We start from the raw sequence: 19,669 nt of genomic DNA on the forward strand, positions 1-19,669 counted from the left end.
GAGGGGCTTTGAAGTCGGCTTTATCGCCTATATCCAGACAGACCGCAGGAAAGAACATGCCGAACATCGTTTCCCCAAAGCAAATTGCAGCGTCCCTCACGGAGCTTTGGTCTCCACGGGTAGTTGGCGAAGTCGACGATTCCTATATCAAGGTCGCAAAAGTTCACGGTTCCTTGACATGGCATAGCCACGAAAACGAGGACGAGATGTTTCTTGTACTCAAAGGCCGTTTGCGCATAGAACTGGAGGGTAGTGCGGTTGAACTTGGTGAAGGCGAGATGTTCATCGTTCCCAAGGGTGTTCGTCACAATCCGGTCGCGGAAGATGAGTGCCAGATCATGCTAATCGAGCGCAAGTCCACTTTGCACACTGGTACGGAATTGACCGAAAAGACTCGCTCCTTGACTGAGCAGTTGCGTCCGGTATGAACTCGCTAAGCATGATTTGTCAGAGTCTGAATGACTGCGAAGGGTCGGACTGCGAGAGCCGCGCCTAGCGGCGAATTTTCTCGCATTTCCAGGCCCTCGGTACGAGTCGTTGAAGGACCGTCGAGCCATGCGCAATGTCCATCGCGATTTCATCGAGACCACCACAGGTCCATGCTCGAATAAGTGATCACCACCTCGGAAAAAATCCCATAGCCATGCTGCTCGGTCTCGCTGCCAATCGTTTGCACCACCACCATGCCGAAGGAGCGCTGTTTGAATTCCTGCGTCAGGCAGAGTCCGGGATTCGCGAATTGAAGATCGGTTTTCATGCGGTGGGGCGCACGTATGACGCGATCACGCAGACCGGGATGTTGCAGCACTATGCGCCGCTTGTGCGCTATCCGCATGGCAGCCGGGGCGGGTTGATGAAGCTGGTGGCCGAGGTGGTGGGGATGCCCGAGGCTGGGCGCACGCTCGATGGGGCGATCTATTTCATCGATCCGGTCGATCCATCGTCGATTTTTCCAGAGGCGCTCGCGCTCAAGCGCCAGTGCCTCATTCATGCGAAGCCGTTTCTTTCGACCGTGGCGAGTGCGCGGGACTGGCTTGAGATGGAGCGCATCCACGCCGGGCTTGCGCGCAATCCGCAGGCCGATCGCCTGCATGATTTCGAAAGACAGACCATCGCGCTGATCGCCCACGATGCGCTCAAGCCGACGATGCTGGAGTTCGCCGGTCGCAACTTCGAGTTGTTGTCGCGATTTGCGAGGCGCGTGGGAACGGGGACGACCGGGCAGCGGCTCAACGAGCTTGCGTGGAGCAGGGGCTGGCCTCTGGATCAGGAATGGGTCTACCGCTTCAACAGCGGCCCGCTCGGCGGGGATGCGCAGATTGCCGATCTGGTGCTGGATCGGCGCTGCCAGCGCGCGATTTTCTTTGAAGACCCGCATGTGGCACGCCAGCATGAGGCGGACATCCAACTGCTGGAGCGCGCCGTGACCACCGTGACGCATGAGGCCGTGTGCGTGACCGCGCCGCACATCGCGCAGCGCTGGTGCGATGCGGCGCTGCTGCGTGCCGTGCGCGCATGATCCGATTCGTGCGTGTCACGCAACCGTCATTCGGCTGGGCTACATTGGCGGTGCTGAAGCGAAGCAACGCGAACACCACGAAGCCGGTGACTGCCGATGTACCGCTCAGCGCTGAAGTTCCAGTGCGTTGCGCATTGGGCCAATTGCCGGAGCGCCAGCGCTGATTTTCGGGACGGGCAATGTCGCAGGTCGATGGTGATGCGGTGCCACGGTTTTTCGATACGGCATGCAGGACATGGGTATCTGAAACGGCGGGCGCGGCGATCTGCGGAGCCGACCGAATACGTGATGGCGACTGACGTTCCATACACCGTATCCGGTGCCTTCAGCGGCCGAGGGGACGGGGTTGCAATGACCTTGTTGGATAATGAATTTTCCCCGCAGCGTGCGCATGGGGCCAATGCCTGGATGCGTTGAGCCGCTGCCTGAATACCGCAACCCCTCTTTTGCCTTTCACTCACCCCTTCGTTCATGAATTCCGGGCTGGTCGATAACTTCGTTGCCGCATTGGGACGGATGCACCCGCGTGCACCGCTAGCGTGGCTGGTGGCCGTGGGAACGCTGGCGTTCAGTCAGCAGGCAAGCGCCTTGCCGAGCTTCGATGAGGTGCTGCAGGATTTTCGGTCCTCCGAGACGCTGGTGCTGTCGCGCGAGGGCGAGACGATCCAGCGCATGCGCACCGATGCCACGGTGCGTCGCGGCCAGTGGATCGGGCTTCAGGATGTCTCGCCCGCGCTTCGCACCGCGCTCGTACTCAGCGAGGACAAGCGGTTTTTCGAACACAGCGGCGTGGACTGGAGCGCCGCGTCGTCCGCCGCGTGGGGCAATCTCTGGAATCAGCGCACGCGCGGAGCGAGCACCATCACCATGCAGTTGGCCGGGCTGCTCGATGGCGATTGGCGGCAGGGACCGGGTGGGCGCAGCGTGGCGCAGAAGCTGGGTCAGGCCGTGGCCGCGCAGGTGCTGGACCGGCGCTGGCGCAAGGACCAGATTCTCGAGGCCTATCTGAATCTCGTGCCGTTTCGCGGCGAACTCGTGGGCATCGACGCGCTGTCACGCAGCCTGTTCGACAAGGCCCCGCACGGTCTCGATGAACGCGAGGCGGCGGTCGCGGCTGCGCTGGTTCGCGCGCCCAATGCCAGGCCCGCGCAGGTGGCGCAACGCGCCTGCGGGGTGCTTCGCGACATGCGAAAGTCGCAGGCCACGAGCTGCGATGCGCTCGACCTGTTCACGACGGGAGCATTGCAGCGGCGCGCATTCGATCCGAGCGAAGGCATTGCGCCGCACTACGCGCGGCAGTTGCTTGCGCAGTTGAAAAGCCAGGGCGCGAAAACGCCGTCGGCGCAGGTGCGATCCAGCATCAGCGCGCCATTGCAGCGCGTGGCGGTGGAGACGCTCAATCGTCATCTGCGCGAGCTGCGTGGTCGCAACGTGGAGGATGGGGCCATCGTCGTGCTCGACAACGCCACCGGCGAGGTGCTCGCCTGGGTGGGATCGTCGGGCATGTTGAGTCAGGCGTCCGAGGTGGACGGCGTGCTCGCGTGGCGACAGCCGGGCTCCACGCTCAAGCCGTTTCTTTATGCCGAGGCGATTGCCGAGAAGCGCCTGACGGCAGCCTCGCTGATCGAGGATTCGCCAGCCTATATTCCGACCGCCAATGGTCTCTACATTCCGCAGAATTACGACCGCCATTTCAAGGGCTGGGTGTCCGCGCGCACCGCGCTTGCGGCCTCGCTCAATGTGCCCGCGGTGCGCACGCTGGTGATGGTGGGCACGGACCGCTTTCATGAACAATTGCGCGCGCTCGGCATGCCGCTGCGCGAATCGGGTGGCTACTACGGCTACAGCCTCGCGCTCGGCAGTGCGGAAATTCCGCTTCTGTACCTGACCAATGGATACCGGACGCTCGCCAACGGCGGGCGCTGGTCGGGCGTTGCGATGCAGACCGCGCCTGCCGCCAGCGCTGCGGCGCAGGCTGCCTCCAGACAGGTGATCGACGAGGGTGCGGCCTTCATCGTGGGCGACATGCTCTCGGACACCAATGCCCGGGTGCGCACCTTCGGCACGGACAGCGTGCTCAATACGCGCTTCTGGACGGCGGTGAAGACCGGCACCAGCAAGGACATGCGCGACAACTGGGCGCTGGGCTGGTCGCAGCGCTACACCATCGGCGTGTGGGTGGGTAATGCCAGTGGAGCGCCCATGCACGACGTGAGTGGCACCAGCGGCGCGGCGCCGATCTGGGCGGAACTCATGGTCTGGCTGCACCGCAACCAGCGCAACCTTGTCCCGGCACCGCCCGCGAGTGTGGTGAAGACCCGCGTGCAGTTCGGCGCGCTCGATACCTCGGGCAACTGGCTTGAGAGCCCGCGCGAGGAATGGTTTGTGCGCGGTACCGAGCAGACGCTGTTTGCCATCGACGCGGTGGAATCGTCGGCCCAGACGCGGCAGGCGACGGCAGCAAGCACCACAACGCAGGCCAGAAAGACCAGGGCAACGGTGGCCCCCACGAAGGCATGCCCGCGCGGATTCTCTCGCCGGTCTCGGGAACGATTGTCGCGCTCGACCCCGACATTCCGCCCGCCCGCCAGCGCATGCATTTCATCGCGACCGATGCGCCCGAGGGCGCGCGCTGGCTGTTCAACGGCAAGGAGCAGGGGCGCGGCGCCAGACTGGCCTGGCTGCCCTGGCCGGGCCGCTACAAGGTGGAACTGATCGATGCCAAGGGCGCGGTGCTCGACGAGACTGCCGTCGAAGTGCGCGGCGCAGGGGTGCGCAAGCCCTGACTCGCCGCGCATGCGCCGCCTGCATGATTCGCGCATTGCCTGTACCATCGCGTTGAAAAAATAGCGAGTGATCGAGCGTTCACAGACAACGCGTAGCCACCGTGGTGCGGCGCGACGTTGCGATCCGCGTGGCCTCCATAACAAACCATTCCATCGCACCGTGCCGCATATCCTGGCTCCGCTCCTGTTCGTCCTGATCTGGTCATCCGGTTTTCTGGTGGGGCGCGGCGTCGCGGCGCATGCCGATCCGTTCTGGTTTCTCGCCCTGCGATTTTCGCTGGTGTGCGTGGTGTTCACGCTGGCCGCATGGTGGGCGCGCGTGCCGTGGCCCAAGGGCGCGCGAAGGGTGGGGCTGCACCTGCTGGCGGGCGCGCTCATGAGCGGCTTTTATCTCGGCCCGAGCTGGTGGGCGATGTCGCAGGGCATGCCGGCGGGCATCATGGCGCTGATCGGCGCGTTGCAACCCTTGTTCACCGCGTTGATCGCCGTGCTGGTGCTGCACAAGCGACTGTCGGGCACGACGTGGCTGGGGCTGGCGCTGGGCTTTGGCGGCGTGGCGCTGGTGCTCTGGCCGCGACTGGCGGCGGCGGACGCCTCGGCGCTGTCCCTGCCCGTGGTGTTGATTGCGGCGGGCAGCATTCTGTCGTTGACCGTGGGCTCGATGGTGCAGAAATCACCGCTTGCCGCGAGCGATCTGCGCACAGCCGGGGCGGTGCAGAACCTGGGCGCGGTGATCGTTCTGATCGTCATGGCGCTCATCTTCGGCAAGCCGTTCTGGGACAACTCTCCTGCGCTCTGGGGCTATCTTGCCTATGCGGTGCTGGCGCTGTCGGTCGCCGGCACGAGCCTGCTCATCTGGCTCATGCGCCGTGGCGAGGCCACGCGCACCACCGCGCTGCTGCTGGCGGTGCCGCCGCTTTCCGCAGTGCAGGGCTGGTTCTTCTTCGGCGAAACCATGGTCGCCATGCAATTGCTGGGCTTCGCGCTGGCGATTGTCGGGGTGGCGCTGGCACGGCGCTGAAAAAAATTCAAACGACCCGCAGAAGGCTTCAAACCGTGCCGCGGGAGGGAGCGCTACCATCGGCGAAATCCCAGATGAGACCACCGCCATGCCCGAACTCTCCAAAATGACCTGCATCGAAGACCTGCGTGAGGTCGCCGAACAGCGCGTGCCGCGCATGTTCTACGACTATGCGGACTCCGGCTCGTGGACCGAGACCACCTATCGCGCCAACACGACGGATTTCGAGAAGATCAAGCTGCGCCAGCGCGTGGCCGTGAACATGGAAGGGCGCAGCACCGAGGTGGCCATGGCCGGGCAAAAGGCGAAGATGCCGGTGGCGATTGCGCCCGTGGGGCTGACCGGCATGCAGCACGCGGACGGGGAGATCCACGCCGCGCGGGCCGCAGAGAAATTCGGCATTCCCTTCACGCTTTCGACGATGAGCATCTGCTCCATCGAGGACATTGCCGAGAACACCAGCGCACCGTTCTGGTTTCAGCTCTACATGATGCGCGACCGTGAATCGATGGCACGCATGATCGACCGCGCCCGCGCCGCCAAATGCAGCGCTCTGGTGCTCACGCTCGACCTGCAGGTGATCGGCCAGCGCCACAAGGACATTCGCAACGGCCTGACCGCGCCCCCGAGACCCACCGTCGCGAACATCATCAACCTCATGACCAAGCCGCGCTGGTGCCTTGCCATGGCGGGGACCCAGCGCCGCACCTTCCGCAACCTGGTGGGGCATGTGAAGGGCGTGAGCGACATGAGTTCGCTCGCCGCGTGGACCAACGAGCAGTTCGATCCGCGCCTGTCCTGGACCGATGTTGCCTGGGTGCGCCAGCAGTGGGAAGGCAAGCTGATTCTCAAGGGCATCATGGACGTCGAAGATGCACGACTGGCCGTGCACAGCGGTGCCGACGCCATCGTCGTGAGCAACCACGGCGGCCGTCAGCTTGACGGCGCGCCGTCTTCGATTCACGCGCTGCCCGCCATCGTCGATGCGGTCGGCAACCAGATCGAGGTGTGGATGGACAGCGGCATACGCGGCGGACAGGACGTGCTCAAGGCCTGGGCGCTGGGCGCGCGCGGCACGATGATCGGGCGCGCGATGGCCTACGGTCTTGGAGCCTTCGGAGAGGCGGGCGTGACGCGGGCGCTGGAGATACTGCACAAGGAGCTTGACGTGACCATGGCGTTCTGTGGCCACACCCACATCCACAACGTGAACACCGACATCCTGCTGCCCGGAACCTTCCCGACCAAGGACACGCCGCAGTATTGATTGGGGTGATTGCCTGCACCGTCGATAAAAAACAGAAAAAAGACGCCACATCATTTGCTTCGTGTGGCTTTCTGTGCCTGTTTTGTTTCCTTTTGTTTGTTTGGCGCGGGAAATTTGCATTGATTTACGTAGCAAGCACGCAGCAAGCTGCCGTCCTACAGTCCGTTTTCGCGTCAGCTCCCACACTTGCACCGATCCGTTAGGCCGAGCCTTGGCGGTAACCAACCCATATAGAGGAGTACGGACATGTTGGAAAACCTGATTCGAGAGATTGGCACGCGTTTTGGCGTCGGCGGAGATCAGGCGCGATCAATTGCGCAAATGCTTCTGGCCTATGTCACCAACCCCGCAACCGGCGGCATCACCGGCTTGTTGCAGCGCTTGCGCTCCGACGGGCTCGACGGCATGGTGCAGAGCTGGCTCGGCAATACATCAAACCCTGAAGTGCCCAGCAATTCGCAGGTGGAATCGATCTTCGGTTCCGGCACTGGCGGCGGAATGCTGTCGGCCATCGTTTCCCGTCTCGACCTGTCGCGCGAAAAGGTCGTGTCCGTCGTGGGCGCCTTGCTGCCCAGGCTGATCGGCTATCTCACACCCGGCGGCACGGTGCCAGCGGTCTTGCCCGCTGAAATTGCAACCTTGGCCGAAGGTGGCCGCGGACTGCTGGGTCCGGCGCTGCTCGGTACGGCGGCCGCATCCACGGTGCCCCCGGTCGCCACCACGGCTCCAGTCGCGGCTGCAAGCAGTTCCGGTGGCCTGGCCAAATGGCTGCCATGGATCATCGGTGCGCTGATCATTCTCTTCGGCATCAACTACTGCGCCAAGAAGAAGACCGACGCGCCAGCGCCTGCTGAAGTGCCGGCCGCGTCCGCACCGGCTCCAGCGCCTGCGGCACCCGCGTCTGAGCCCGCTCCGATGCCAGCACCCGTTGCCAGCGAAGCCGCAGTTCCTGCACCTTCGTCCGCTACCGACACAGCGCCTGCGGGTGCCGCCGTGCTTGACAGCATGGCGCAAGACATGCCGCTGCTGCGCGTGTTCTTCGATACCGGCAAGACCGAAGTTGCTTCCGAATTCGGTGCCAAGTCCAAGGCATTCGTCGATTACCTGAAGGCCAACGCCGACGTGAAGGCCGTGATCTCCGGCTTCAACGATCCTACGGGCGATCCGGCCAAGAACGCCGAGCTGTCCAAGCAACGTGCTGAGGCCGTGCAATCCGCCCTGGTGGCTGCCGGCGTTCCTGCCGACCGTACCGTGCTCGAGAAGCCCGCCGAGACCACCGACACCGGAGCGACCAACGCCGCTTCGCGTCGCGTGGACGTGATGATCCGCAAGTAATCACCGCGCTCGACGTCACAGCAAGGCCGCCGCAAGGCGGCTTTGCTTTTGGGGAAACGGGTTTCGACGACTGGTTTTGCTCCGACCGCTGTGAACGGGCCCTGGCCCGATTTCCAGAATAATGATCGGCATTCCCTTCATGACAAATCGGAGACCATGGTGAAACCGCTTCTGTATCTTGATGACATCCACGTCGGCCAGAAATTCGTGAGCGCGGAGCATGCGCTCGATGAGGCGCAGATCGTCGCCTACGCGCGCGAGTTCGATCCGCAGGTGTTCCACACGGATGCCGAGCTGGCGAAGAACACGTTCTTTGAGGGGCTGGCCGCCAGTGGATGGCATACCGCATCGATCACGATGAAGCTCGTGGTGCAGAGCCTGCCGATGTCAGCGGGCGTCATAGGAGCCGGTGTGGAAGAGTTGAGCTGGCCACGCCCGACGCGGCCCGGCGACGTGCTGCATCTGGAGTCGGAGATCCTCGAAATCATTCCGTCGCGCTCCAAGCCGGACCGCGCCATCGTGCGCATTCGCTGTGAAACCAGGAACCAGCGCGGAGAGGTGGTGCAGAGCTTCATCCCGAGGCTGCTCGCGTTCAAGCGCCCGGCATCCTGACATCTTGCGCGGGAGAGGCTGCCCTCGCCATCGAGCGCGGCCAGGCGCGGTGTGCGCCGCTATGCTTGCGGCTTCGCTTGCGCCGCTGGCGCGCGCACTCTGCTTTTTGAAATCGATCCATGTCCTCCGTGTCCGCCGCTCAGCAAGCCACTTCCGTGTTGACCGGGTATGCCTGGCTGTGGGTGCCCGTCGTGTTGTTCGCGGCGCTCGCTCAGACCGTGCGCAATTCGGCCCAGCGTTCGCTCACGGCCGAACTGGGCACGCTGTCTGCCACGCTCGTGCGCTTCCTGTACGGGCTTCCATTCGCCGCGCTTTTTCTGTGGCTGCTCTACGTGGTTCCGGACCAGGCACCCGCCGTGCCGCACATGAGCGGTGCCTACTTCGGCTGGATTGCGCTGGGGGCATTTTTTCAGGTGGCGGCCACGGCGGCGTTGCTGATGGCGATGAAGGAGCGCAACTTCGCGGTGGCGATCACGCTGTCCAAGACCGAGGTGCTGCAGGTGGCGCTGTTTGGCGCGATCTTTCTGCACGAGCTGCCCACCGCTTGGGCGCTGTTCGCCATGGTGCTGGCCACCGTCGGTGTGTTTCTGCTGTCGCTGCCGCCGCGCGGGCAATTGTTCTCGCTGTCCGCGTGGTTCAGCAGATCGGCGATGTATGGTCTCGCGTGCGGCGCATGCTTTGCGATTGCCAGCATCGGATTTCGTGGTGCGGCACTTGAGCTGAACGCCGAAACGCCCTGGCTTTCGGGCGCATGGGGCGTGCTGTTCGCGCAGGCCATGCAGTCCGTCGGCCTGGGCGCGTGGGTGCAGTTCAGGACCGAGCGTGGACTGGCGCCGCTCATGCGCGCATGGAAGATATCGATGCTTGCGGGCTCCATGGGCGCGGCCGCGTCGCTTGCATGGTTCACCGCCTACGCCATGCAGAGCGCCGCATCGGTCAGGACGCTGGGCATGGTCGAGGTGGTTTTCAGCTACATCGTCTCGCGCAAGGTATTCAGCGAATCGTTCTCGCGACCCGAGAAGATCGGCATCACCCTGGTGATGATCGGCCTGGTGCTGATCTGCCTCTTCGGCAACTGATTTCCCCTGTGTTGAACGGCGCTTGCCATTGCGGCAACAATAGCGTCCGTGACCGTTACCAGCAGCGCTCCAACGCCCCTTCTCCGCCGCATTGCCCATCTCGATATGGACGCGTTCTATGCGTCCGTCGAACTGCTGCGCTACCCGCAGTTGAAGGGCCTGCCGGTGATCATCGGCGGGGCTCGCCGGTCGGAAGATGATGCGCTGGTGGTCAAGTACGGTGAGCGGCTCGCGGACATTCCGGTGGCGGAGTTCCCGCTGCTCAAGGACTATGTCGGGCGCGGCGTGATCACCACGGCCACCTATGCCGCGCGCCAGTTCGGCGTGGGCTCGGCGATGGGGATGATGAAGGCCGCCAGGCTGTGCCCGCAGGCGATCATGCTGCCCGTGGATTTTGCGCAATACCGCAAGTTCTCGCGGCAGTTCAAGGACATCATCCTGTCGATTGCGCCGCGCATGGAAGATCGCGGCGTGGACGAGGTCTACATCGATTTCACCGAGGTGCCCGGCGGCCAGCGCGAAGGGGGCAGGGTGTTGGCGCGGCTGCTGCAAAAGACCATCCAGGACGCCACCGGTCTGACCTGCTCCATCGGCGTCGCGCCCAACAAGCTGATCGCCAAGATGGCCAGCGAGTTCAACAAGCCCAACGGCATTTCCATCGTGCACGAAGGCGATCTCGAAACCATGATCTGGCCGCTGTCCTGCCGCAAGATCAACGGCGTCGGCCCGAAGGCAGATGCGCGGCTCAAACAGCACGAAATCGAAACCATCGGCCAGCTTGCAGCGAAACCGCGCGACTGGCTGATTGCGAACTTCGGCAAAAGCTACGGCGCATGGCTGCACGACACCGCCTGGGGCAGGGACGAGCGACCTGTGGTGACCGAAAGCGAACCCGTCTCCATGAGCCGAGAAACCACCTTCGACCGCGATCTGCACGCCGTGCAGGACAAGGCAGAACTGGGACGCGTATTTACCGAACTGTGCATGCAGGTGGCAGCCGACCTGCAACGCAAAGGCTACGCGGGCCGCACCATCGGCATCAAACTGCGCTACGACGACTTCAAGATCGCCACACGCGACCAGACCATCGACCTCTACACGCAGGACGCCGCCACCATCAGGCGCATTGCAGGCCAATGCCTGAAACGCGTACCGCTGCAAAAACGCCTGCGCCTGCTGGGCGTGCGAGTGGGAAATCTGCTGCCGCAGGAACAGGCGCAATCCACGGAAAAAAGCGGCGAAAACGCCTCCCTGTTCTAAAAAACAGGCGCGAGCAACGCGAAGTGCCGCCTACACCTCCCCGAATCCCACTGACTTGCGGCGGTTGTCCGAACGAAGAGCCCGAAGGGCTCGCAGTGAGTTCTGCCGCAGGTATCTCAAGCGCGTTTTTGGTGACTTTTTGGGCAAGACCAAAAAGTTAGTGCGCCGCCGGGGCAGTCCCGGCCCCGGGAATCAAATTCCGATAATCGCTGAATACCCCGCCCAGCAACGGAGCCCCAAAAGTCCCCTCAGCACCCGCTGAGCCCCCCGCCATTCATTGCCTCGCGTTCCTCAAATTCCGAGGCAACGCCTGCGGCGCACTCGTGCGCAACGGATTGATGTCCAGTCCCCCACGCCGCGTATACCGCGCATACACCGACAACTTGATCGGCTTGCAACGGCTCCAGATATCCATGAATATCCGCTCGACGCATTGCTCGTGAAACTCGTTGTGGTTGCGAAAGCTGATGAGGTATTTGAGCAGGCCTTCCTGGTCGATCTGCGCTCCGCTGTAGCTGATCTGCACGCTGCCCCAATCGGGCTGCCCCGTCACGAGGCAATTGCTCTTGAGCAGATGGCTCACCAGTTCCTCGCTCACCGGGGTCTCGTCGTGGCGGGCTGTGAGCAGGGTGGGATCGGGGGTGTACCGGTCGCACTCGATGTCGAGTCGATCCAGCAGCAACCCCTGAAGCTCGCCCATTTTTTCCTGTTCGAAATTCTCGGCGGGCACCAGCTTCACGCCGATGGTGCGCGGCGTGTCGCTGCCGCGCCAGACGGCCTCGCTGACGTCGGCGCGAATGGCGTCGCGCACTTCCTCGATGCTCGAAAAGCGGCTGTTGTTGAAGCTGTTCAGATAGAGCTTGAAGGACTTGCTCTCGACGATGTTCGGGCTCTCGCACGGAATCGTGAAGTGCGCGAGCGCGACCTGCGGCTTGCCCCTGGCATTGAGCCATGAGACCTCATAGGCGGTCCACAGGTCGGCGCCAAAGAACGGAGGTGCCGCCGCGTCAACGATGCCGATCTCCTTGCGCTTGGTCTCGCGCGCGATGGGAAACAGCAGCGTGGCGTCGTACTGATCGGCATAGGCAGACGCCTTGCCGAGCGGCGATTGTTCGGGAGAAGATTTCATATCCAGGGTTGGAAGCAGTGTGGCGGCCTGCTGGTTCAAACAAACTCGCCTTGTCTTAGCCACTTGGTGGCGATCCATTTCTCGCCTTCGACGACGGGCGAGCCGCCGTGCAGCGTTTTGGTGCTGGCGTGCGGGCGCTCGTAGCTGAAGAACACCGCGTTGCCCTGGCGCGGGCCGACTTCGAGGTGGATGTCCGGGAACACCGTGCCACCGCCCTTGACGGGATTGTTCAGGTATATCACCAGCGTGCCCACGCGCTGCCCGCCGCGCTTGACGATGGTGGCCGTGCCGGGCTCGCCGGGATCGAAAAAATCGTAGTGCGGCTTGTACTCCGCTCCCGGGCCGTAGCGCAGGATTTGCAGGCCTTCGCCGTTTTCAAGAGGCCAGTTCACAAGCCTGGCGATGCGCGCCTCAAGCTTCTTCACGATCTCGTTCTCGCCGCGCTGAAAGAACATGCCCTCGCTGGTGCGGCTTTCATTGACCTCTTCGCCGCCGGTCTGGGTCTCCACCGTTTTGGAGCGCGCCATGCGCGGCGTGGCGGCTGCCATCAGCGCTTCGCATTCCTCGCGCGAGAGCAGGTTGCCGAACAGCACGATGCGCGGGTGGGCCACTTCGAGCAGCACCTCGACCTGACGATCACCGACGTCGATGAACAGCGGCGAATCGTCAAGTTGCGGCTCGGGAACGGGTGTGCCCTCGGGTTCCCCGTTCTGAACGGCCACGGCATTGAGGTGATCACGCAGAACCGCTTCGAGCGCATTGACGGCGACGTCTTCTTTCCAGCCCGATTCGGTCATCGATTTGAGCAGCGTGGGCGCGGTATGGCCGGCCTGCGCCTGGGCAATGATCCACTGGCGCAGCTCCGGCGTAATCGGTTGCTGCGAGGCGGATGCACGGGTCTTGGCGCTCGATGGGGAGGGCATGGTGCAGAGATTCCTTCGAGATGGTGGCTGGAGTTGCTTTCTCAAATTTCCGCGAGCCGGCGTCGAAACACCAGGCGCTCGGGCGAAGATGAACCGGAGTGCAAAGCATAGCCCTCCAGATTGAAACCTTCGAGCTGGTGTGGGGTTGCGACCCGGTTTTCGATGGCGTAGCGCGCCATCAGCCCGCGTGCGCGCTTGGCGTAGAAACTGATGATCTTGTACTGGCCGCTCTTGTAGTCTTCGAATGCGCACTCGATCACGCGCGCGTTGAGCGCCTTCAGGTCCACCGATTTGAAATACTCCTGTGACGCCAGATTCACCACGACCGGCGTGGTGTCGGCCCGCAGCCGCTTGTTCAGGTATTCGGCAATGCGCTTGCCCCAGAACTGGTAGAGCGTGGTACCGGCGTCCGTGGCGAGGCGCGTGCCCATTTCGAGGCGATAGGGCTGCATGCGGTCGAGCGGTCGGAGAACGCCATAGAGCCCGCTCAGAATCGCCACATGGTCCTGCGCCCATTGCAGGCTGTCCTGGCTCAGGCTGTGCGCCTGCAAGCCTTCGTACACGTCGCCGTTGAACGCCATCACCGCCTGACGTGAATTCTTGGCCGTGAACTTTGGTCGCCACGCCGCATAGCGGGCCACGTTCAGCCCTGCGAGGGCGTCGCTGAGGTGCATCAGCGAGGCGATTTCCTGCGGCGATTTCTGCTTGAGCACGTCGATGAGTTGGCGGGAATCGGGCACAAACTGCGGCAGCGTATGGGGCAGCCCGGCGGCCAGCGGTGTTTCGTAATCGAGCGACTTGGCGGGGACAGAAGAAACAACATGCCTGAATTCTCGCTTTCAAATCTGCAAATGAATACGGCCCGGAAATGGGCCGTATCGTAGGGAGCCAACCGGCCCTTATTGCTGCTGCTGTTGTTGTTGCTGCTGATCGATATCGAACGGCAGGCGCAGCTCACTCAGATCGCGGCGCGTTTCGACCAGCACCAGCGGGCCTTCGTCGATCACCACGGCCGCAGGACGCTCGCGCGGCACATGGACCGGCTTGGGCTCGGCGGCAATGGCGGCCTGCACGGCAGCGATCTTATCGGCGTCGGAATTCACCCACTGCAGGCCCGATGCCTGGGCGAGTTCGCTCAGCGATTGCAGCGGCAGAGCGTAGCTGCCCACACGCGGCATGCCGGCGTCGGCCACTACCGGCGCGGAGGTCGCAGCCGCCACGGGCTTCTCGACCGGCACGACGATGGCTTCTGCCGACGGCGACACCACGATGGTGGCGGGTGTTGCGACCTCAGGTGCCGGGACCGGTGCCTGAGGTGCTGGCGCGGCCTGCACCACGGGCTCGACGACGGCTACCGCCGCAGCGACTGCGGTGGTCGTCTGCGAGAAGTAGCTGCGGCGCGCGGGCTCTTCGCCCATATCGTTGGTCTGTGCCGGTTCCGCGGGCAGGGCGATGACCGCCTGCTGGGTATCGGCATCCTGCGTCGGCGCACCTGCGTCCTGGCCTGCTTCCGCACCGGTGTTGTTGCGACCCCGGCGATCACGGCCATAGCGGTCACGTGAGCGGCGCTCGCGGCGTTCGCCGTCAAAGGCGGTGCTGGTTGCCTGCGTGCCGTCTGCGTTCACGCCTGCATCGGCCTCGGCGCCGTCATTGGGCAGCGACAGATCGATATTGGGCATGGGCAGCAAGGCCTGCGCCTCGGCGGACGGAGCCGTTGCGTTGGCGTCGATGGTGCGCGGGGCGCGCTCACCACGTTCACGGCGCGGGCCGCGATCACCACGCTCACGGCGCGGACGATCATTGCCCATCGCGGATGCATCGTCCGGCTGCACACCGGCCGGAGCCGAGGCGTCCACGACGGGGATGCTGTTCGCGTTGCGCTGCTCATTGCCGTTGTTGTTATTGCGATCACGACCGCCGCGCGCATCGCGACGGTTGTTCTCGCCTTCCGAACGCTCGCCACGGCGGCCATCGTTGCGGCCTTCGCCGCCTTCGCGTGGCTGGCGGGGCTCGCCGTTGCGGTCATTGCGTTCGTTGCGTCGGCCACTCCGGCCCTCGCCACGCGACTCGCCGTTGGCAGCTTCGTTGCGATTGCCGTCACGGTTTCCGTTGCGCTCACCGCCGCGACGACGGTCGTTGTTGTTACGACCGCCTTCGCGACCTTCGCGGCGCGGCTCGCGGGTTTCTCCGGCAGGGGCCGTGGCTGGTGCGGCGACGGGAGCCGGCACGGGCGCGGGCGCCGGTGCCGGTCCAAAGCCGAGCACGCTCTTGATCCAGGCGATGAAGCCCATTTCCTGCGGACGTACAGGCGCTGCTGCTGCGGGAGCGGGTGCCGGTGTGGGCGCGGGAGCCGGTGCGGCTGCGCCAGCGCGTGGCTGCTGCTGACCTGCCGTGCGGGCAGCGGCGCGCGCGGCCGCATCGGGACGAGGCTCGACCTGCGGGGCCGGTGCATCGGGCAGCACACCCTTGATCACCGGGGTCTGCTTGTTGGTCGGCTCCTGCGAGCGACGCGTCACCTTGGTCTGGTCTTCCACCTCTTCGGCGAGCTGGTAGCTGGATTGCAGGTCTTCGAGGCGCGGATCGTCGTGCTTCAGGCGTTCGAGCTTGTAGTGCGGCGTTTCAAGCGACTTGTTCGGAATCATCAGCACGTTCACGCGCTGCTTGAGTTCAATCTTGGCGATTTCGGTGCGCTTTTCGTTGAGCAGGAACGAGGCCACTTCCACCGGCACCTGGCAGTGCACGGCGGCGGTGTTGTCCTTCATGGACTCTTCCTGGATGATGCGCAGGATCTGCAGCGCCGAGCTTTCCGTGTCGCGGATGTGGCCGGAGCCGCCGCAACGCGGGCAGTTGATGTGCGCGCCTTCGGAGAGCGCAGGCTTCAGGCGCTGGCGGCTCATCTCCATCAGGCCGAACTTGCTGATCGAGCCGAATTGCACGCGCGCACGGTCCTGGCGCAGCGCGTCGCGCAGGCGGTTTTCGACCTCGCGGCGGTTCTTCGACTCTTCCATGTCGATGAAGTCGATGACGATCAGGCCACCGAGATCGCGCAGGCGCATCTGGCGGGCCACTTCGTCGGCGGCTTCGAGATTGGTGCGGGTGGCGGTTTCCTCGATGTCGCCGCCTTTGATGGCGCGGGCCGAGTTCACGTCCACGGAGACCAGCGCTTCGGTGTGGTCGATGACCACGGCGCCGCCCGAGGGCAGGGTCACGGTGCGCGAATACGCCGATTCGATCTGGTGCTCGATCTGGAAGCGGCTGAACAGCGGCGCATCGTCACGGTAGCGCTTGACCTTGTTCGCATGCTCGGGCATCACGTGCGCCATGAACTGGTGCGCCTGCTCGAAGATGTCGTCGGTATCGATCAGGATGTCGCCGATGTCGCCATTGAAATAGTCGCGGATCGCGCGGATCACGAGGCTCGATTCCTGATAGATCAGGAACGCGCCACGGCCCGACTTGGCTGCGCCGTCCACGGCGTTCCACAGCTTGAGCAGATAGTTCAGGTCCCACTGCAGTTCGGGCGCGGTGCGGCCGATGCCGGCGGTGCGCGCGATGATCGACATGCCCTTGGGATACTCAAGCTGGTCCATCGCCTCCTTGAGTTCAGCGCGGTCCTCGCCCTCGATGCGGCGTGAAACGCCACCGCCGCGCGGGTTGTTGGGCATCAGCACGACATAGCGGCCAGCCAGCGAGATGAACGTGGTGAGCGCCGCGCCCTTGTTGCCGCGCTCTTCCTTTTCAACCTGAACGATGAGTTCCTGGCCTTCCCTGATCACGTCCTGGATCTTGGCCTGGCTGGGCGATACGCCTTCGGCGAAATATTGCTTGGAGATTTCCTTGAAGGGCAGGAAGCCGTGACGGTCTTCGCCGTAGTCCACGAAGCAGGCTTCGAGCGACGGTTCCACGCGCGTCACGACCGCCTTGTAGATGTTGCCCTTGCGTTGTTCGCGTCCCTCGATTTCGATTTCGTAGTCCAGCAGCTTCTGGCCGTCGACGATGGCCAGGCGGCGTTCTTCAGGCTGCGTGGCGTTGATGAGCATCCGTTTCATGATGCGTTTCCTTCTCGTTGTTGTATGCGGGCCGATGCGCTGCGTGATCGCAGCGGCTCGTCCCGCTAAAGTTCCATGACAAAAACTGGCTCATACACAGAGCCGCCAATGCCTAGCCAACGCAGAGAAACGAAAGGAATTGCCGAGTACCGACTACGGCCGATGAGTCAATGGGCGTTCAAAGACTGGCTCATCGGGCGTGGTGAGGGTGGGGCATGGATGAAGGCGAAGGGGATTGCGCGCTGCTTTACCGTGAAGAAAACAGCCTTGGGCACGATCCGGATGAATGCTTGCGGCGCAGGCAACACCACTGCCAAAGGCAGAAACCTTTGGTGCAGTGACATGATCCAAGCCGTCAATATCCACATACTTGTTGTCGCTTTGTCCGTTGGTCACCACGCCTCACAATTCAGGCCGGAGACCAACTCAGATTCCGTATTCAGTGTTTCAATGTGTTAGCCACTGACTTCTCACGGGCTAAAAATCGGGCAATTGCCAACTGTTTTTGCGCGTAAGACGCCTATGGGCATCAACCATGCTGCGCAACTCACTGGGCTGGTGGACTAAACTCCAGACAAATCAACCACTTACACATTCGTCGCGCAGGTGAAACACATTATAGAGGGCAAACCGGCAAAACCCGCCGCTCCGGTTTCCGCTTCCGCAGTTCGCATCGTCGAGGTCGATGCGGAATTCGCCGGTCAGCGGCTGGACAACTTTCTGATACGCGAACTCAAGGGCGTCCCCAAAACCCATGTCTACCGGATCATTCGCAGTGGCGAGGTGCGCATCAACAAGGGCCGCGCGAGCGCCGATACGCGCGTCGAGGCAGGGGATCAGGTGCGCGTGCCGCCGGTGCGCATCTCGGAAAAAGTCGCCGAAAAGGCCGAACGCCCTGCGCCGCCCAGGGAATTTCCGGTGCTGCTCGAAGATGACCATCTGATCGCCATCGACAAACCGGCCGGCGTGGCCGTGCACGGCGGCAGCGGGGTGAGCTTTGGCGTGATCGAGCAGTTGCGCCAGGCGCGACCCGCCGCGAGGTTTCTCGAACTGGTGCACCGGCTCGACCGCGAGACCTCGGGCATCTTGCTGGTCGCCAAACGGCGTTCGGCGTTGGTGGCGCTTCAGGATCAGTTTCGCGAGCGCGAAACCGGCAAGACCTATCTGGCACTCGTGACCGGTACGTGGCCGGCCAGGCTCAAGGTGATCGATGCGCCGCTGCACAAATACCTGCAGGAAGATGGCGAGCGACGCGTGCGTACCACCACGCCCGACGATCCCGATGGCATGCGTTCGATCACGCTCGTGAAGGTGCGCAGCAGCTTCGCGCCCAGGCCCTTGCAGGGAATTCCGGCAATGAGCCTGCTTGAAGTCACGATCAAGACCGGACGCACGCACCAGATCCGCGTGCACCTGTCGAGCCAGGGCCATCCGATTGTCGGCGACGACAAGTACGGCGATTTCGATCTCAACAAGCGCGTGCAGAAGCAAGGGCTCAAGCGCATGTTCCTGCACGCCTGGCGACTGCAATTCAACCATCCCGCGACCGGTGAGCGCCGCGAACTGCGCGCCGAGCTGCCACCCGAACTGGCCGATTTCCTGAGCCCCGACACTGCTATTTCCTCCCATGCCTGATTCCGATACCCCAACCCGCCGCTTTGACCTGATCGCTTTTGACTGGGACGGCACGCTCTACGACTCCACCGCCTGCATCGTGCGCAGCATTCAGGAGGCCGTGCGCGACGTGGGCGGCACGGTGCCGAGTGACGCGGACGCCGCCTGGGTCATAGGCATGGCGCTCGAACCCGCGCTCGCCAAGGCCGCGCCCGACGTGCCGGTGGAGAAATATCCCGAACTGGGCAACCGCTACCGCTATCACTACCTGCAGCATCACGATGACCTGAACCTGTTCGATGGCGCGCTTTCCATGCTCGAGGACCTGCGCCGCCGCGGACATCTGCTGGCCGTGGCCACGGGCAAGAGCCGACGCGGGCTTGATCATGTGCTCGAATCCAGGGAGCTGCACGGCGTTTTCGATGGCTCGCGCACGGCCGATGAAACTGCGGGCAAGCCGCATCCCCAGATGCTCAACGAGCTGATGGAGCAATGGGCATTGCGCCCGAACGCACGCTGATGATTGGCGACACCACGCACGATCTTCAGATGGCGGTACTGGCGGGCTGCCCAAGCGTCGCGGTCGCCTATGGCGCACACGACACCGGGGCTTTGCGGAATTTCATCCGCTCTACGTCGCGGAAACTGTTGCAAATTTGCATCAGTGGCTGTTGAAGAATGCATGACCGTCCGATGAGTTCATCCGCAGAATCCAGAAGCGTCGAACTGTGCGCGAGCAGCGAACTGGTGGACGGCGGCCGCGCCGTTTCGTTCGATGTGCGCTTTGCCGGGATCATTGCCGCGCGTTCGCGATCCGCTTTGAAGGTCGCGTGCATGCATTTCTTAATCGGTGCACCCATATCCCCATGGAAATGGACTACCAGCCCGACCAGTTTTTCGACGACACTGGTCAATGGCTTCTTTGCGCCACCCATGGCGCCGCCTATCGGCCCGACAGCGGTGAATGCGCTGGCGGCCCGTGTCGCGGCGGTCTGGTGAAAATTCCGCTCAGCGAAAGTGACGGCATGGTGCGCTGGCACACGGCGGACAACTTGCAACCTGTAGAGTTTTGATT

At 63.4% G+C, this 19,669-nt stretch carries 13 protein-coding genes and 4 pseudogenes; 12 read left to right on the plus strand and 5 right to left on the minus strand.

Translation table 11 applies throughout. The features are described 5' to 3' along the window. Nucleotides 1–56 precede the first annotated feature (56 nt). The 9 genes and pseudogenes from H9K75_RS17855 to dinB all read left to right on the plus strand — a co-directional run bounded on the left by H9K75_RS17855 (nucleotide 57) and on the right by dinB (nucleotide 10,879). The gene (locus tag H9K75_RS17855; protein ID WP_187723635.1) at nucleotides 57–428 is read left to right on the plus strand and encodes a cupin domain-containing protein; all 372 of its coding nucleotides are present in this window, start codon (nucleotides 57–59) and stop codon (nucleotides 426–428) included. A 215-nt stretch (nucleotides 429–643) separates the two neighbouring features. Next, entirely contained in the window at nucleotides 644–1,519 is an 876-nt protein-coding gene (locus tag H9K75_RS17860) for a methylglyoxal synthase (RefSeq protein WP_187723636.1), read from the plus strand. A gap of 516 nt (nucleotides 1,520–2,035) precedes the next feature. Then, a pseudogene (pbpC, locus tag H9K75_RS17865) lies at nucleotides 2,036–4,305 on the plus strand (penicillin-binding protein 1C). 160 nt (nucleotides 4,306–4,465) lie between these two features. Then, nucleotides 4,466–5,326 carry a DMT family transporter gene (locus tag H9K75_RS17870; protein WP_187723637.1) on the plus strand — a complete coding sequence of 287 codons (861 nt, stop codon included), beginning with the start codon at nucleotides 4,466–4,468 and terminating at the stop codon, nucleotides 5,324–5,326. A gap of 88 nt (nucleotides 5,327–5,414) precedes the next feature. Continuing rightward, nucleotides 5,415–6,593 carry an alpha-hydroxy acid oxidase gene (locus H9K75_RS17875; RefSeq protein ID WP_187723638.1) on the plus strand — a complete coding sequence of 393 codons (1,179 nt, stop codon included), beginning with the start codon at nucleotides 5,415–5,417 and terminating at the stop codon, nucleotides 6,591–6,593. A 246-nt stretch (nucleotides 6,594–6,839) separates the two neighbouring features. Beyond that, nucleotides 6,840–7,928 carry a YidB family protein gene (locus tag H9K75_RS17880; protein ID WP_187723639.1) on the plus strand — a complete coding sequence of 363 codons (1,089 nt, stop codon included), beginning with the start codon at nucleotides 6,840–6,842 and terminating at the stop codon, nucleotides 7,926–7,928. Nucleotides 7,929–8,084: 156 nt separating this feature from the next. After that, on the plus strand, nucleotides 8,085–8,540 hold the full coding sequence (locus H9K75_RS17885; protein ID WP_187723640.1) for a MaoC family dehydratase: 456 nt from the start codon (nucleotides 8,085–8,087) through the stop codon (nucleotides 8,538–8,540). A gap of 119 nt (nucleotides 8,541–8,659) precedes the next feature. Further along, on the plus strand, nucleotides 8,660–9,619 hold the full coding sequence (locus tag H9K75_RS17890; RefSeq protein ID WP_187723641.1) for a DMT family transporter: 960 nt from the start codon (nucleotides 8,660–8,662) through the stop codon (nucleotides 9,617–9,619). Between the two features lie 105 nt (nucleotides 9,620–9,724). Beyond that, the gene (gene dinB / locus H9K75_RS17895; protein WP_187726098.1) at nucleotides 9,725–10,879 is read left to right on the plus strand and encodes a DNA polymerase IV; all 1,155 of its coding nucleotides are present in this window, start codon (nucleotides 9,725–9,727) and stop codon (nucleotides 10,877–10,879) included. 274 nt (nucleotides 10,880–11,153) lie between these two features. On the opposite strand, the gene queF is transcribed toward dinB, so the two are convergent. The 5 genes and pseudogenes from queF to H9K75_RS24140 form a co-directional block, all read right to left on the minus strand. Further along, nucleotides 11,154–12,008: an NADPH-dependent 7-cyano-7-deazaguanine reductase QueF gene (queF, locus tag H9K75_RS17900; protein ID WP_187723642.1), complete on the minus strand. Its 855-nt coding sequence runs from the start codon at nucleotides 12,006–12,008 to the stop codon at nucleotides 11,154–11,156. A gap of 35 nt (nucleotides 12,009–12,043) precedes the next feature. Continuing rightward, nucleotides 12,044–12,931: a 2OG-Fe(II) oxygenase gene (locus H9K75_RS17905; RefSeq protein WP_187723643.1), complete on the minus strand. Its 888-nt coding sequence runs from the start codon at nucleotides 12,929–12,931 to the stop codon at nucleotides 12,044–12,046. A gap of 41 nt (nucleotides 12,932–12,972) precedes the next feature. Beyond that, a pseudogene (gene yaaA, locus H9K75_RS17910) lies at nucleotides 12,973–13,754 on the minus strand (peroxide stress protein YaaA). Between the two features lie 76 nt (nucleotides 13,755–13,830). Further along, nucleotides 13,831–16,980 (minus strand): Rne/Rng family ribonuclease, encoded by a 3,150-nt coding sequence (locus tag H9K75_RS17915; RefSeq protein WP_187723644.1) that lies wholly within the window; start codon nucleotides 16,978–16,980, stop codon nucleotides 13,831–13,833. Between the two features lie 167 nt (nucleotides 16,981–17,147). Next, complete coding sequence (locus tag H9K75_RS24140; protein WP_226858298.1) at nucleotides 17,148–17,324, minus strand: hypothetical protein; 177 nt, start codon at nucleotides 17,322–17,324, stop codon at nucleotides 17,148–17,150. Between the two features lie 262 nt (nucleotides 17,325–17,586). Here H9K75_RS24140 and H9K75_RS17925 point away from each other — a divergent pair, with 262 nt between their 5' ends. The 3 genes and pseudogenes from H9K75_RS17925 to H9K75_RS17935 all read left to right on the plus strand — a co-directional run bounded on the left by H9K75_RS17925 (nucleotide 17,587) and on the right by H9K75_RS17935 (nucleotide 19,667). Further along, complete coding sequence (locus tag H9K75_RS17925; protein WP_187723646.1) at nucleotides 17,587–18,615, plus strand: RluA family pseudouridine synthase; 1,029 nt, start codon at nucleotides 17,587–17,589, stop codon at nucleotides 18,613–18,615. Next, nucleotides 18,608–19,280 (plus strand): annotated as a pseudogene (locus H9K75_RS17930) (HAD family hydrolase). Before H9K75_RS17925 ends, H9K75_RS17930 begins: the two are co-directional and overlap by 8 nt. Before the next feature lie 7 nt (nucleotides 19,281–19,287). Beyond that, a pseudogene (locus H9K75_RS17935) lies at nucleotides 19,288–19,667 on the plus strand (Rieske (2Fe-2S) protein). The last annotated feature ends 2 nt before the right edge of the window (nucleotides 19,668–19,669 follow it).

The sequence above is a fragment of the Diaphorobacter aerolatus genome, assembly GCF_014489535.1.
Lineage (GTDB): Bacteria > Pseudomonadota > Gammaproteobacteria > Burkholderiales > Burkholderiaceae_C > Diaphorobacter_A > Diaphorobacter_A aerolatus.